16 protein-coding genes are annotated in these 14,635 nt (G+C 68.6%); 7 read left to right on the top strand and 9 right to left on the bottom strand.

The window, feature by feature from the left end; translation table 11 throughout:
• Positions 1-2: 2 nt before the first annotated feature.
• On the bottom strand, positions 3-1,547 hold the full coding sequence (locus NRB56_RS10115) for an AMP-binding protein (RefSeq protein ID WP_319942797.1): 1,545 nt from the start codon (positions 1,545-1,547) through the stop codon (positions 3-5).
• A gap of 156 nt (positions 1,548-1,703) precedes the next feature.
• Positions 1,704-2,528, bottom strand: coding sequence for a phosphoribosylaminoimidazolesuccinocarboxamide synthase (locus NRB56_RS10110; protein ID WP_319942796.1), 825 nt, complete (start codon positions 2,526-2,528; stop codon positions 1,704-1,706).
• A 224-nt stretch (positions 2,529-2,752) separates the two neighbouring features.
• Between NRB56_RS10110 and pepN the strand changes: the two genes are divergently transcribed.
• Positions 2,753-5,329 carry an aminopeptidase N gene (gene pepN / locus NRB56_RS10105; RefSeq protein ID WP_153340751.1) on the top strand — a complete coding sequence of 859 codons (2,577 nt, stop codon included), beginning with the start codon at positions 2,753-2,755 and terminating at the stop codon, positions 5,327-5,329.
• 122 nt (positions 5,330-5,451) lie between these two features.
• Here pepN and NRB56_RS10100 read toward each other — a convergent pair whose 3' ends face one another.
• Positions 5,452-5,811 carry an RpnC/YadD family protein gene (locus tag NRB56_RS10100; RefSeq protein ID WP_153340749.1) on the bottom strand — a complete coding sequence of 120 codons (360 nt, stop codon included), beginning with the start codon at positions 5,809-5,811 and terminating at the stop codon, positions 5,452-5,454.
• Positions 5,812-5,946: 135 nt separating this feature from the next.
• Between NRB56_RS10100 and NRB56_RS10095 the strand changes: the two genes are divergently transcribed.
• Entirely contained in the window at positions 5,947-6,549 is a 603-nt protein-coding gene (locus tag NRB56_RS10095; RefSeq protein WP_153340748.1) for a ClpP family protease, read from the top strand.
• A complete protein-coding gene (locus NRB56_RS10090) occupies positions 6,546-7,136 on the top strand; it encodes a ClpP family protease (protein WP_153340746.1) in 591 nt (196 codons plus the stop codon). Before NRB56_RS10095 ends, NRB56_RS10090 begins: the two co-directional genes overlap by 4 nt.
• Positions 7,137-7,346: 210 nt before the next feature.
• Here the strand turns inward: NRB56_RS10090 and NRB56_RS10085 are convergent, their stop codons facing one another.
• From NRB56_RS10085 to NRB56_RS10065, 5 genes are all read right to left on the bottom strand, one after another.
• Positions 7,347-7,712, bottom strand: a complete 366-nt coding sequence (locus NRB56_RS10085) for a helix-turn-helix domain-containing protein (RefSeq protein ID WP_319942795.1) — start codon at positions 7,710-7,712, stop codon at positions 7,347-7,349.
• 122 nt (positions 7,713-7,834) lie between these two features.
• Positions 7,835-8,305 (bottom strand): DUF5130 domain-containing protein, encoded by a 471-nt coding sequence (locus tag NRB56_RS10080; RefSeq protein ID WP_319942794.1) that lies wholly within the window; start codon positions 8,303-8,305, stop codon positions 7,835-7,837.
• Positions 8,292-8,564 (bottom strand): aa3-type cytochrome oxidase subunit CtaJ, encoded by a 273-nt coding sequence (gene ctaJ / locus NRB56_RS10075; RefSeq protein ID WP_319942793.1) that lies wholly within the window; start codon positions 8,562-8,564, stop codon positions 8,292-8,294. Before ctaJ ends, NRB56_RS10080 begins: the two co-directional genes overlap by 14 nt.
• A gap of 81 nt (positions 8,565-8,645) precedes the next feature.
• Positions 8,646-10,247 (bottom strand): glycoside hydrolase family 13 protein, encoded by a 1,602-nt coding sequence (locus NRB56_RS10070; RefSeq protein ID WP_406603455.1) that lies wholly within the window; start codon positions 10,245-10,247, stop codon positions 8,646-8,648.
• A 54-nt stretch (positions 10,248-10,301) separates the two neighbouring features.
• Complete coding sequence (locus NRB56_RS10065) at positions 10,302-10,706, bottom strand: globin (RefSeq protein WP_153340742.1); 405 nt, start codon at positions 10,704-10,706, stop codon at positions 10,302-10,304.
• Positions 10,707-10,829: 123 nt separating this feature from the next.
• On the opposite strand from NRB56_RS10065, the gene NRB56_RS10060 reads away from it, so the two are divergent.
• On the top strand, positions 10,830-11,801 hold the full coding sequence (locus tag NRB56_RS10060; RefSeq protein WP_153340740.1) for a hypothetical protein: 972 nt from the start codon (positions 10,830-10,832) through the stop codon (positions 11,799-11,801).
• A gap of 141 nt (positions 11,802-11,942) precedes the next feature.
• Complete coding sequence (locus NRB56_RS10055) at positions 11,943-12,626, top strand: HNH endonuclease (protein ID WP_194290794.1); 684 nt, start codon at positions 11,943-11,945, stop codon at positions 12,624-12,626.
• Here the strand turns inward: NRB56_RS10055 and NRB56_RS10050 are convergent, their stop codons facing one another.
• Entirely contained in the window at positions 12,627-13,199 is a 573-nt protein-coding gene (locus tag NRB56_RS10050) for a helix-turn-helix domain-containing protein (protein WP_153340738.1), read from the bottom strand.
• Positions 13,200-13,274: 75 nt separating this feature from the next.
• Between NRB56_RS10050 and NRB56_RS10045 the strand changes: the two genes are divergently transcribed.
• A complete protein-coding gene (locus NRB56_RS10045) occupies positions 13,275-14,198 on the top strand; it encodes an AzlC family ABC transporter permease (RefSeq protein ID WP_153340736.1) in 924 nt (307 codons plus the stop codon).
• Positions 14,195-14,512: an AzlD domain-containing protein gene (locus NRB56_RS10040; RefSeq protein ID WP_153340734.1), complete on the top strand. Its 318-nt coding sequence runs from the start codon at positions 14,195-14,197 to the stop codon at positions 14,510-14,512. Before NRB56_RS10045 ends, NRB56_RS10040 begins: the two co-directional genes overlap by 4 nt.
• Positions 14,513-14,635 lie beyond the last annotated feature (123 nt).

The raw sequence follows: 14,635 nt of genomic DNA, 5'->3' as shown, positions 1-14,635 counted from the left end.
GCTCAGCCCGCCGCCAGCTCGGTGGCGAGGGCCCCGACCCGGAGCAACTGTTTGCGGACCCTGCCGATGACCGTGCGCGGCAGGGTGTCGACGATGTCGATCCGGTCCGGAACCTTCGCTCGCGGAAGCCATTCGATGCAGTGCGCGAGCAGTTCCGAGACGTGCGGAACCGGTTGATGGCAGACCACGAAGGCGACGATCGACTCCTCCCCGTTGGGCACGGGCACGCCGATCACCGCGCAGTCGGTCACGGTGGGGTGGTCGGCCAGCACCCGCTCGACCTCGGCGGCGGAGATGTTCTCGCCGAGGCGCCGGATCACGTCGTCGGCCCGGTCGTGGAAGGCGATGAAGCCGTCCGGCCGCAACCGCACCAGGTCGCCGGTGCGTAGCCAGCCGTCCGCGAGTACGGCCGCGGTCGCCTCGGGGTCGTCGTGGTACCCGGCCATCAGTGTGTACCCGGGCAGGCCGCCGACCAACAGCTCACCCACCTCGCCGGGCACGACGTCGAGACCGTCCGGATCGACCACCCGCACCCGGCCGGAGGCGGTGGGCAGGCCGAGGGTGGCGTTGTCGTGCGGGCCGAACAGGGGATTGAGCAGCGGCGGCGCCACGGTCTCGGTCATGCCGTACAGCTGCCGCAGCGGGCATTCGAACCGGGTGCGGAAACGGACCAACTGGGCCTCGGAGATGTTCTGCGCGAACAGCGCCGCGCGCAATCGGTTCTGCGCGTCGTACGGAGTTTCCGGCGCGGCCAGGATCATTCGCAGCGACGAGGCGAACAGGCTGGTCAGCGTGGCGCCGTGGATGCACGCCTGGGCGGCCCAGCGGGTCGCGGAGAACCGCGCGGCCACCGCGATCGACGCACCCGACACCAGGGCCGACATGGTGCAGTAGTACTGGGCATCGGCGTGGAACAGCGGTTGCACCACCAGCCAGCGATCGTCCGACCGGATCCGCAGCCCGTGCGCGACGGTGAGCCCGGCGGTCAGATAGTTGGCGTGTGTGACGATCACGCCCTTGGGCCGATCGGTGGTCCCCGAGGTGTACAGGATCGCCAGCGGATCCTCCGGTCGCACCCGGACAGGCGTCGGCACCAGGCCGGCCGCGCGACGGTCGAAATCAGCCCCGGTCACGACCACCGGCAACGGGGTGCCGGCGCGTACCGCCGATGCCTGCGCCGGCCCGCAGACCACCGCCATACAGCCGGCATGGCCGAACGCGTAACCGAGGTCGTCGGCCCGCAGTTGCGGCGACAGCGGCACGATCACCGAACCGGTCAGCGCCGCGCCGAACCAGCAGGCGAAGAACTCGACACTGTTGTCCAGCACCAGTGCCACCCGGTCGCCGCGGCCGGCTCCCAGCCCCGACAGCACGGCCGCGCCGCGCCGGGCCAGCGCCATCGTGCCGCGATAGTCGACCAATTCGATGTTCCCCGCCAGATCGTCGAACACCAGGAACGGCGCCGACGGGGTCTCCCCCGCCCAGTACGCCAGTAACGTGGCGACCGTCTGTGCGCCGGTCATCGGATGGTCCATGGTCGTGCTCACCTCACCTCGAACTCCACTGCGCAGACCGTCCGGTCCGCGCCGCGCACGGCACCCGGGCCGGCGGCCGCGGTCGTGCGTGTGGAATCACGGTAATGCCGAATGCACTGTCCCGGCGCGGCGTTCGCGAGGCGTCACTGCGACTCGCCGCAACAGAGGTCATTCCCAGGTGTCGCCGGTGACCAGTTCGTACGCTTCGACGTACTTCTTCCGGGTCGCCGCGACCACCTCCGCGGGGATCTCCGGGCCCGGCGGTTCCTTGTCCCAGCCGGTCGACGTCGCCCAGTCGCGGACGAACTGCTTGTCGAAGGAACGCTGCGCGCGGCCCGGTTCCCATTCGCCCGCGGGCCAGAACCGGGACGAATCGGAGGTGAGCACCTCGTCGCCGAGGGTGAGAACATCCCCGTCCCAGCCGAATTCGAGCTTGGTGTCGGCGATGATGACACCCCGGCCGGCGGCGTGCTCGGCACCGCGGGTGTAGATCTCGAGCGTGAAATCACGCAACCGATCGGCGACCTCCCGGCCCTCCTGGGCGATCACGTCGTCGAAGGTGATGAATTCGTCGTGGCCCTCGGCGGCCTTGGTGGTCGGCGTGAAGATCGGTTCGGGCAACCGGTCGCCCTCGCGCAGGCCCGGCGGCAGCGTCACCCCGGAGATCGCGCCGGTGCGCTCGTACTCCTTCAGGCCGGAGCCGACGAGGTAACCGCGGGCAATGCACTCCACCGCAACCATTTTCAGCGGCTTCACCCGCACCCCGCGGCCCGAGAACTCGGCCGGTACGTCGGTGGTGGACACCACGTGGTTGGGCACATCGGCGAAGAACTCGAACCACCAGTTGGACAGCTTGGTCAGCAGTGCGCCCTTGTCCGGGATGCGGGTCGGCAGCACCACGTCGTAGACCGAGACCCGGTCGGAGGCCACCAGAATCAGCGAGTCGCCGTCCTCATACAGGTCGCGCACCTTGCCTGCATGGATATGCTTCACGCCGCTCCTCCGAATCCGCCGCCGACGACCCTTGTCGCGGTCACCTTACCGGCCGGTTCCGACACCGCTCGAGCACGGAGCGGTATCGCCTCCGCGGCGATCCGCGCCGGACCCTGCACACAGCTTTCAACAGGGCGGCTTCCGCGCGGCGAGAACTCGGCGAACGGAACGTGGCATTCTGGGCTCTGGCCGCGTTCCGTATCGCCGACGAGCGAAGGAGTCCCATGTCCGCACCGAACCTCACCCGTGAGCAGGCTGTCACACGTGCCGCGACGGTCCAGGTGGACAACTATCGCGTCGAACTCGACCTGACCGTTCCGGTCACCGCCGGCACGGGCACGTTCTCCTCGCGGTCGACGGTCACGTTCACCGCCTCGCCGGGCACGGAGACCTTCATCGATATCGTGGCGGCCGGGGTGCGGTCGGCGGTGCTGAACGGCGTGCCGGTCGAGATCGGCGACTACGACGAGTCGAAGGGGCTCACCCTCACCGGGCTCGCCGAGCGCAACGAGCTGGTCGTGGAGGCCGACTGCGAGTACTCGAACACCGGCGAGGGCCTGCACCGGTTCGTCGACCCGACCGACGACCGGGTGTACCTGTACTCCCAGTTCGAAACCGCCGACTGCAAGCGGCTTTTCGCCTGCTTCGACCAGCCGGATCTGAAGGCCACCTACGACCTGACCGTCACCGCCCCCGCGGACTGGCAGGTGATCTCCAACAGCGCCGCCACCGCGTCCCGGACCGTCGGCGACGCGGTGGAGCACACCTTCGGCACCACGCCGCGGATGAGCACCTACCTGGTGGCCCTGATCGCCGGTCCCTACGCGAAGTGGACCGACGCCTACACCGACGAGCACGGCGAGATCCCGCTCGGCATCTACTGCCGCGCCTCGCTGGCCGAGCACATGGACGCCGAACGGCTGTTCACCGAGACCAAGCAGGGTTTCGGCTTCTACCACCGAAACTTCGGGGTGCCGTACGCGTTCGGCAAGTACGATCAGCTGTTCGTGCCGGAGTTCAACGCCGGCGCGATGGAGAACGCGGGCGCGATCACGTTCCTCGAGGACTACGTGTTCCGTTCCAAGGTCACCCGCGCCTCGTACGAACGGCGTTGTGAGACGGTGCTGCACGAGATGGCGCACATGTGGTTCGGCGATCTGGTCACCATGAAGTGGTGGGACGACCTGTGGCTGAACGAATCGTTCGCCACCTTCGCCTCGGTGCTGTGCCAGGTCGAGGCCACCGAGTACACCAACGCCTGGACCACGTTCGCGAACGTGGAGAAATCCTGGGCGTATCGGCAGGACCAGCTGCCGTCCACCCATCCGATCGCCGCCGACATTCCGGACCTCGACGCCGTGGAGGTGAACTTCGACGGAATCACCTACGCCAAGGGCGCTTCCGTGCTGAAGCAGCTGGTCGCCTACGTGGGCCTGGAGCCGTTCCTGGCGGGCCTGCGCGACTACTTCACCGAACACGCCTACGGCAACGCCACTTTCGACGATCTGGTGGGGGCGCTCGAAAAGTCCTCCGGCCGTGACCTTTCCGATTGGGGCGCGCAGTGGCTGAAGACCACCGGCCTGAACATCCTGCGCCCGGACTTCGAGGTCGCCGACGGTGTGTTCACCCGCTTCGCGGTCGTGCAGGAGGGCGCCGCGCCGGGCGCCGGTGAGCACCGCGTGCACCGGCTCGCGATCGGCGTCTACGACGAGCAGGACGGAAAGCTGGTGCGCACCAAGCGCGTCGAGCTGGATCTCGAGGCTGCGGACCGCACCGAGGTCCCCGAACTGATCGGCGTCGGCCGCGGCAAACTGGTCCTGATCAACGACGACGATCTCACCTACTGCTCGGTCCGGCTGGATCCGGAATCACTGGAGACGGTGGTGACCCGGGTCTCCGACATCGCCGAATCGCTCCCCCGCACCCTGTGCTGGTCGGCGGCCTGGGAGATGACCCGTCAGGCGGAGATGCGCGCCCGCGACTTCGTCGCCCTGGTACAGAGCGGCGTGGCCGCGGAATCGGAAATCGGTGTGGTGCAACGTCTGCTGATGCAGGCGCAGACCGCGCTCGGCAGCTACGCCGACCCGGCATGGGCGGAGCACACCGGCTGGCCCGCCTTCGCCGACCGCCTGCTGGAACTGGCCCGCGAGGCCGAATCAGGCTCGGACCACCAGCTGGCCTTCGTCAATGCCCTCACCGGAGCCCGCCTGTCGGCCTGGCACACCGAGGTCCTCACCGAACTGCTGGACGCCGACCCGGCGACGGTCGGCCTCCCCGGCCTGGTCGTGGACACCGACCTCCGCTGGCGGATCGTCTCGGCCCTGGCCGCCGCCGGCGAGGTGGACGGCGAGAGCGTCGAAACCCCCTTCATCGACGGCGAGCTCGACCGCGACCCCACCGCCGCGGGCCGCCGCCACGCGGCAGCCGCCGCCACGGCGCGCCCACTGGCCGACGTGAAGGAAAACGCCTGGCAGACCGCCATGAACGACGACACGGTCCCCAACATCACCGCCCGCGCCATCGTCAGCGGCTTCGCCCCGAGCGGCCAGTCCGCCCTGCTCGAGTCCTACGTCGAACGGTATTTCGCCGAGATCCCGAACGTCTGGGAACGCCGCTCCAGCGAGGTCGCCCAGACCGTGGTCGTCGGCCTCTACCCGCACTGGGCGATCACCGACGAAGCCGTCGCCGTCGCCGACAAGTTCCTCTCCACCGACCACCCCCCGGCCCTGCGCCGCCTGGTCGTGGAGGGCAAGGCCGGCATCGAACGCTCGCTGCGCGCACGGACTTTCGACGCACAGTAGGTCCCGGACCCGGGGCGGGAATCGCACGATTCTCGCCCCGAACTCCGTCACGCACCCGAACTCCGTGACCGGCGAATTTCCACACGCGGTACTGCAAAACCGAATATTCGCTTCAGAACAATTCAGGCAACGAGAACATCGTCGATCTGTCGTGCATCGAGAATCCGATGCAGCCAGAAATCCAGCTCTTCGCCCGTAGCGAAACGAACAGCTTCGGATTGCACCGGGGCCAACGGCCCGAACTTCAGTTCGAGCATCATCAGCACAACCTCTCGTTGCGCTTCGAGTCGCCCTTCGAGCCTCCCTTCGACACGAAGCCGTTCAGCGGTCGTCACGAAAACCTCCCGCACTCGCGGATCGAACGCATTCAAAGACATTGCTACGACTTCCTTTCGAATACCTGCAACGCTGTAAATATACGTCGCCGCCATCGCCAAGTCATCCAGTGATAACGACCGTTTTTCACTGTTCTGTCTTCGCATTGGTCGAACCTCGAATCGAATTATTCCGGGGAAATACCCGAACCCATTGCGGCGGTAATTCCCGCTGCTCACAGCAGATCTGCTCACGGCAGCGAGGTATGGCTCGAGGACCGGGCGCCCGGGCACGGTGGGTGCATGGCTGAAGACGACAAGGCCCCGCTGTTCGGCTGGCGGGCACGGGAACAACTACTGACGCAGCGGATTCTGGTGCTGGACGGGCCGCTCGACGACGACAACGGGACATTGCTGGCGACCCAGTTGCTGACGCTGGCGGCGGAGGATTCGGAGACGGCGATCTCGCTGTGGATCCATTCGCCGGGTGGGTCGGTGCCGGCGATGCTGGCGATCCGGGATGTCATGCGGCTGGTGCCGTGTGCGGTGTCGACGCTGGCGTTCGGATTGGCGTGCAGCGCCGGGCAATTCCTACTGTCCGCGGGTGAGCACGGGCGGCGGTTCGCGTTGCCGCACGCGCGGATTCTGATGCATCAGGGGTCCGCGGGGATCGGCGGCAGCGCGGGTGAGGTGGAGGTGCAGGCGGACGATCTGCGGCACACCGTGAACACCGTGCTGGGGTTGATCGCGGACGACACCGGGCAGCCGTTCGACCGGATCTACGAGGATTCGCTGCACGATCGGTGGTTCACGGCCGAGCAGGCCCGGGAGTACGGGTTCATCGACGGCATCGTGGATTCGTTCGCACAGGTGATGCCGCGGCGGCAGCGGGTGGGAATCTCATGACCAGTTACACGATTCCGAATGTGATCGCGCAGCATCCGCGTGGCGAGCGGATCATGGACGTCTATTCGCATCTGCTGACCGAGCGGATCGTCTATCTGGGCACTCCGATCGATTCGGGAGTGGCCAACGCGTTGATCGCCCAACTGCTGCATCTGGATGCGGACAGTCCCGGGCAGGAGATCAATCTGTACATCAACTGCGAGGGCGGCGAGCTTCCGGCGATGCTCGCGATGTACGACACCATGCAGCACATCCAGTCTCCGGTGGCGACCACCTGTGTGGGACAGGCGATCGCGGTCGGTGCGGTGCTGCTGGCCGGCGGCGCGAGCGGCCGGCGCGCGATGCTGCCGCATGCCCGGGTCGTGTTGCATCAGCCCGCCACCCGCGGACAGGGCGCGATTCCGGATCTAATCCTGCAGGCCGACGAATTGGTGCGGATGCGGGCCGAGATCGAGGCGATCCTGTCGGCCCACACCGGGCAGGCCGTGGAGACGTTGCGGCACGATACCGACCGGGATCGGGTCTTCACCGCGCAGACCGCCGTCGACTACGGGCTCGTGGACACCGTGCTGGGCCCGCGCGATTGAACGACCGGATCAGGCGCCGAGCGGCCGGAACCGCACCGCGTCACCGTCGGTGACGCGGTGCCCGGCGGCCGGAAGTGGGTGCCGAGGATCAGCACGCCGGAGGCGGCGTACTCGACCACCAGCCGCCGACGGGTGTCGCAGGCCTGCTCGAGAAATCGGCGAGTGAATACCGTTGCGGCTCCGCCCATTACCCAGCCCGCCGATCCCGGATCAGGCCGCGAGCAGAACGGGCCCGGTGCGCCGCTGCGGGGAGAGGCTCGTACGAAGGGTCCGCAGCTCGTGCGCGACCTGCTGGGTGAGGCCGCCGAGGTCCGTGCCCAGCGCACCCGCCAGCGCGGCGATCATCTCGCTGGATGGTTCCTTGCGGCCACGCTCGATCTCGGACAGATACTGCGGGGAGACCCCGGCCCGCCGGGCAGTATCGGCGAGCGTGTCCCCCTGCTCCTGCCGCAGCACCCGCAGCCGCTGTCCGAGCACCTCACGCCACAACGGCTCGGGCGCCGCCGGTTCGGGTGTCGCCGGTTCGGAATCCGGCCGGCCGCCGGGAATGGCACGCAATCTCGGATACTCGCCCACATCCGGAGCCTACGGCCATGCGGCCGGGGCGACGGTGGCATTCCGCTGTGGGCGTAAACGACATGCCGTGGAAAGCACTCCGACCGGCAACGCCTGCTGCCGGTCGGAGCGAGAAGACAAGGTCAGTACGGCCGGCCGATGGCGGCGGCCATCACCTTCACGGCCGAGACCAGCCCGTCGATGAGCTCACCCTGCCGGAACGAGCTCAGCGCGGCGGTGACACCCAGCTGGCACACCCGATCGTTGACGCGATCGGCGACCTCGCGACCGGACCGGACCTCGATGGCACGGGCATTCGGCGACACGGCCAGCAGCACCGAGCGCTCGGCCTCCGGCGTGCCGGCGAATACCGCGTCGGCGCCGGCGGCGGGGTCGGCGGTGAGGTCGCCGATGTAGATGTTGAACCGCACCTTGGTAATCCGGGTGGCCTCGGTGAGCGTGTTGTCCATCAGCAGTCGTTCGTTGTCGCTGAACGGCGCTTCCTTGAACACGTCGCCGGACTCGTGCACCCCGGACACCCGGCCGCTGGTGGTGACGACCCATCCGTGCGGCAGATCGGATTCGATCACCGCGGGCCAATTAGAAGTTGCCACTTGCCCGGCCTCCGATCAGGTCTGCGCCCGCTGTGATGGCGGCGTGATCATCATGCGTAGTGGACGCATGGTGACCGAACGAGGTCTGCTCGTCGGTCGCACTCCACAGCACCGGGTCGGCCGTCCACTGATCACCGAGGTTGTAGTGGACCGGCTTCTCGCCGGGCAGCGGCTTGCCGAGGTACGACAACCCGGCAATCACCACGTAGATGACCAGCGGAATGCCGCCGAAAATCAGCACTGTCTCGAGAATGGTCACAGCCCAACGGTAGACGATGCCTCCGGGTGGCGTTCGACCGGTGAGCCTCCCGCGCCCGTGTCCTCGCCGTGACCCGGGCGGTCAGACCACCCACGCCGCGGCGTCGGGGGGCAGCAGCCCGTCGGCGAGCGGCGCGCTGGCGAGCAGCACCTCACCGACCGGCAACGGGATCGGCTCGGTCGACGCGTTGAGGACGCACCGCAGCCCGCCGGGTCGCCGCAGAATCAGGCAACCCGCCGGAGCGGGAAGCCATTCCACCGCCTCGCCGGTGAATTCCGTACGCGCGCGACGTATTTCGATCGCGAGCCGATACAGCGAGAGCGTCGAGTCGGGCCGCTCGGACTGGGCTTCCACCGTGAGCTGCGACCACTGCGGCGGAATCGGCAGCCATGGCCGGCCGGTGGTGAATTCGAACGTCGGCGCCTCGCCACCCCACGGGATCGGCACCCGGCACCCGTCGCGGCCGCGTTCGGTGTGCCCGGACCGTTCCCAGGCCGGATCCTGCAGCACCTCGTCGGGCAGGTCGTCGACGTTGGGCAGGCCCAATTCGGAGCCGTTGTACAGGAAGACCGTGCCGGGCAGGGCCAGTTCCAGCAGCAGCATCGCCCGCGCCCGTGCGGTGCCGACGGCGCCGCCGCCGTAGCGGGTGACCTCGCGCTCGATGTCGTGGTTGGACAGCGTCCAGGTCGGCGAGGCGCCGACGGCGGACACCGCCTCGATCGAATTGTCCACGGCGGCACGGATTTCGGTGGCGTCGAAACCGGTGTCGACGAGCCGGAAGTTGAAGGCCAGGTGCAGTTCGTCCGGTCGCACGTATTCGCCGAAACGGATGTTGTCGTCGACCCACACCTCGCCGATCGATACCGCGCCGGGATATTCGTCGAGCACCTTGCGCAGTTCCCGGTGGATCTCGTGCACGGCCGGATTGTTGAAGCGCGGATCGTCGTCGTCGTGCAGCAGCATCCGGGTGTCGACGTTCGCCATATCGGGCAGGCCGTCGGGCTTGGCCATGCCGTGCGCGACATCGATGCGGAATCCGTCGACCCCGCGATCGAGCCAGAACCGCACGGTCTGCTCGAAATCCGCCAGCACCTCGGGATCGACCCAGTTCAGATCGGGCTGTTCGGGTGCGAAGATGTGCAGATACCACTGGCCGGGCGAACCGTCGGGCTCGGTGATCCGGGTCCAGGCCGGGCCGCCGAACACGCTGGGCCAGTTGTTCGGCGGCTCCGAACCGCCGGGCCCGCGGCCGTCGCGGAAGATGTAGCGGGCGCGCTGCGGGCTGTCCGGCCCGGCGGCCAGCGCCGCCGCGAACCAGGGGTGCTGATCGCTGGTGTGATTCGGGACCAGGTCCATGGTGACCTTGATCCCGCGCTCGTGGGCGGCGGCGAGCAGTTCGTCCATCGCCGCCAGATCGCCGAACAACGGATCGATGTCGCGTGGATCACTCACGTCGTAGCCACCGTCGGCCATCGGCGAGCGCATCACCGGGCACAACCACAGCGCATCGATACCGAGCGCCTTCAGATAGTCGAGCCGGTCGCGCACCCCGCGCAGATCACCGACGCCGTCGCCGTTCGCGTCGGCGAACGAACGCGGATACACCTGATAGAACACCGCCGCGCGCCACCAGGCGTCCGGGCCGGTTGCGGCTGGTACGGATGTCGAGGAAGGCGTGACCACACCGGCCATAGTGCCAAAACTTTCCGGCTACGGCCGGGCGATGTCGCGACCGTCTCAGATCGGCGAGTTGATCAGCGAGTCGGCGGCCATCTCCAGATACTCGAGCAGTGCCCGGCGATGTTCGTCGTCGAGGACCTCGGGCTCGATCTCGGCGACGCCGATCCGCATGCAGCGCAACCAGGCGTCCCGCTCGATCGGGCCGATGCGGAACGGGTTGTGCCGCATCCGCAGCCGCGGGTGGCCACGCTCGTCGGAGTAGGTGCGCGGACCTCCCCAGTACTGCTCGAGGAACATCCGCAGCCGCCGCTCGGCAGGACCCAGATCCGCCTCGGGATACAGCGGCCGCAGCACCTCGTCCGCGGCCACCTCGCGGTAGAAGGCCGCCACGATGCGCCGGAACGTCTCCGCGCCGCCGATCGCCGCGTAGAAGGATGTCGCCGTCTGCTCGCCGGAAGTCATCGACCCTCTCGTTCCCGTTGCCGTTGTCCGCCGGAGTCCATTGTGCCCGCGCGGCCGGAGGTGCCCCCACCGGAGGCAATAGACCATCGAATGGCGTACCGCGCGTTGATGTACCGTCGGGCAATGGCAGACAAGTTGCCGGTCGAGCAGAACTCGCCCTGGTCGAGCCAGTCCCCCGAGCCACAACCGGCCCCGGCGCGGACGCCACACGTGCCCACGTTGCAGCCGACGGCCCGGTGGCGTGCCATCTCGCGGCAGCTCGCGCCGCGCCCGGCCGCGGGGACCGCTGAGGTCGGGACCGCAGTGCCGCCGAGTCCGACTCCCGCCCCGGGCGGGACGAGATCGCCCGATCCGGGCACCGCCGAGCAGCCGGCGGCCTCCGACGCCGATCCGTTCTTCGCGCCCGGGACAGCCAGGTGGCCGTCCGCCTCGAAGACAGCCGCACTGCCGGTCGCCCCCGAGAACGCCGCGCGACCGATCACCCCGGAGACGGCCGCGCACTCGATCGCACCGGAGACCGCCGCGCGACCAGCCACCGAGAGCACCGCGCCGACCCGCACCCCGGAAAGCGCCGGACGACCGGTCGCCCGGGAGACGGCCGCGCCCTCGATCGCACCGGAAACGGCCGAGGCGCCGATCGCGGCGGCGGACGGCCGGTCGGCCGAAAATCCCGAGCCGGTGACAACGAGGTGGACAGATGTCGTGGAGATCGCGCTGACCCATCGTCCCGGCCGGGGCGAGGTCGTGGCCGCCGGACTGGTGGTCGCGGTGTTGCTGGTAATAAGCTGCGTGCTGTTGTCCCGCCCGAGCTCGCACCCGCAACCCGCCCCGGCCGCGGCGATCCAGGTCAACCGGGGCTTCACCCTCGGCCGCGTCAAGGCCAACGACGGTACGAAATTGCAGGTCCAGGACGCGCTGGGAGCGGTGTCCACGATTCACACCACCGCCGACACCGAGGTCCTCGTCCTGCTGGCGACCCGGGTGCCCGACATCCCGGCCGGGGCGTTGATCATGGTGCACGGCGACCGGGAGCCCGACGGTTCGATCACCGCGAACCTGATCATGGGCGTCGGAACCGACTCCGGCGGCAAGTAAGCCGCAGGTCACGGTCTGTTAACCCGAATGTGCCCCATAATGTGTGAAATCGGGGTGCATTGGTTCGGGTTCCATGGTCAACTGAGTGACAGTGTCTGCCCAGATACCATATGAACCGGACAACACGAATTCGGGGTTCTCATGAAGCAGCGGCATGGCGCCCGACCACACGAGGCGCGAGCACATCGACAACTCGAGCCCGCCGACGTCCACAATCGTGGGTCGGGGGCCACTCCGCTGCATGTCATGTCCGAACATTCGCATCTCGGTGCCCTGCCGCATCGAACGCTCGAGACCCCAACCGCTACCTGGGTGAAGCGCCGGGTGTTGCTTCTGAACGCCACCTACGAGCCGCTCACCGCGCTTTCCGCGCGCCGCGCCATCGTGTTGCTGATCTGCGACAAGGCCGACCCCGTGCACGACGATCCCGAAGGACCGGTTGTGCATTCCGCCGAATGGTCCGTCGCACTGCCGTCGGTGATCCGCCTGCGCACCTATGTCCGTGTTCCGTATCGCGCCCGGGTCCCGATGACCCGCGCCGCGCTCATGCATCGCGACCGATATCGCTGCGCCTACTGCGGCGGTAAGGCCGAGACCATCGACCATGTGATCCCGCGCAGCCGGGGCGGCGCGCACAGCTGGGAGAACTGCGTCGCGTCCTGCGCGCCGTGTAACCACCAGAAAGCCGACAAACTGCTCAGCGAACTGGGCTGGACCCTCCATCAACCGCTGGTCTCCCCGAAGGGCCCGCACTGGCGACTGCTGTCGACCACCAGCGACCTGGACCCGGTGTGGCTGCAGTACCTGGGCGAGGGCGCCGCCTAGTCACGGGTAGTCGCTCACCATCACCGCCCAGGTGCCCGGCGCCAGGGCGGTGAAGACGTGCGGTAGATCACCCGGATAACAGATGTAGTCGCCCGGGTGCAGTTCGACCGGCGCGTCGACCGGGCCGACGAGCGCCCGGCCCGCGCCGAGCACCACATGTTCGACGACGCCGCGCTGATGCGGATCGGACACGCGCCGGCCCCCGGGTTCGGCGGTGATGCGATAGACGTCGCGCGGACTGCCGGGCCGGGAGGCCGCCAGCACCGTCGCGTGGTAATCCGCCTGCGAGGAGCCCAGCACCGGCCCCTCGCCGGCCCGGATCACCTGCACGGTCGGCTGCGGCGGGTCCAGCAGCCCGGAGAACGGGATGCCCAGCGCCACACACAGGGCCCACAGGGTTTCGATGCTCGGATTGCCGGAACCCGACTCCAGTTGCGACAGAGTGGATTTCGCGATCCCGGCGCGGCGCGCCACCTCCGTCAGCGACAACCCGGCCCGGGTGCGCTCGCGGCGCAGCGCGGCGGCGATCACTTCCTGCGGGGTCCGGCCCCCGGCGGTTTCGGGCACGCTCATGGTGGTTGTCGACAGTACCCGGACGCACCCGGAACCGCGTTGACGAACCGGCTCCCGATGTTCACTATATAAGTCATGCGTTCGATCTACCGAACACTGAATCGGAATGAACTCACCGGGATCGCCGCCGTCTGCCTGGCGGTGGGGATGATCGGCGTGTCCTACGGCGCCACCGCTGTCACGTCCGGCCTGCCGTTCTGGTTGCCGCTGGTGCTCAGCGTCCTGGTCCTGGCGGGCGGCTCGGAGTTGCTGTTCGTCGGCATCGTGGCCGCGGGTGGCAGTGTGATCGCGGCGGTGCTGGCCGGCCTGCTGGTCAACGCCCGGCATCTGCCGTACGGGCTGTCGCTGCCGGACGTGGTCGGCACGGGCCGGCGGCGGTTGCTGGGCACCCACATCATGAACGACGAGTCGGTCGCGGTGTCACTGGCCCAGCCGGACCGGGCGCGGCGGCGAGCCGCGTACTGGATGTGCGGGCTCGGGGTGCTGCTGGCCTGGCCGGTGGGCGCCCTGCTCGGCGTCGTCATCGGCGCGGCGGTTCCCGATCCCGACGCCTTCGGGCTGGACGCGGTCTTCCCGGCGGTGCTGGTGGCGCTGGTGCTCCCGGCGATCCGCGGGGACCGCGCGACTCGATGGTCCGCCCTGCTCGGTGCCGTCGTCGCGGCGGCGACGGCACCGCTGCTCACCGCCGGGCTACCGGTGCTGGTGGCTTTGCCGGTCGCGCTGCTGGTCGCGATGGCGCTCACCCGCAACCCGGTGAGCCGGGAAGAATCGGTGGCGGACACGCGATGTGGTGAAAGATGTTCGGCCGCAAACGAACCAACGCTTGCCGAGGTCGATGAACTCGCGCACAGGGCGATTCCGGGTGCCGGATCGGTCGGCGAACCACCGGATTCACCTACGCACAGCCGATTTCCGAGCACTCGCTCTGCTGCCGGATCAGGCGACGGACGGCCGGGTTCGCCCCTCGGCATTCGATCCGTCGGCGGAGGCCACGAATGAACGGGGCGGTCGTGGCCGGGGTGGCGGCACTCTCGATGGGCACCTACGCCATTCGGTTCTCGGGGCCGATGGTGCGGCAGCGCATGAAGGTGCCCGCGCGGGTCACCCGGTTGCTGGAGATCTGTTCGATAGTGCTGCTCACCGCGCTGGCCTCGACCCTGATCATCCCGGCGGGGGGACATCGGGCCGGATTCGCCCTCCCCGCAGGCGTTCTCGTGGCCGGTGTGCTGGCGTGGCGGCGGGTGCCACTGATCCTGGTTGTGCTCGCGGCAGCCGCGACGACGGCGCTGCTGCGTCTCTGCGGGGTGTCCTGAGGCCTTCGGCTCCCGGTCCGTGGCAACCCCTACCGAGCGCGACCGCCGCGGACAATCCCGAGCATCGCGGCGGCGACCGGCCGTCGGGTTCCGGTCGGTGACACCGAGATCCGGACCGGTGTG

Origin of the sequence: Nocardia aurantia, assembly GCF_009604425.1 — a bacterium.
Lineage (GTDB): Bacteria > Actinomycetota > Actinomycetes > Mycobacteriales > Mycobacteriaceae > Nocardia > Nocardia aurantia.
The sequence above is the reverse complement of the archived record's forward strand: the minus strand, read 5'-3'. Positions and strand labels throughout refer to the sequence as shown.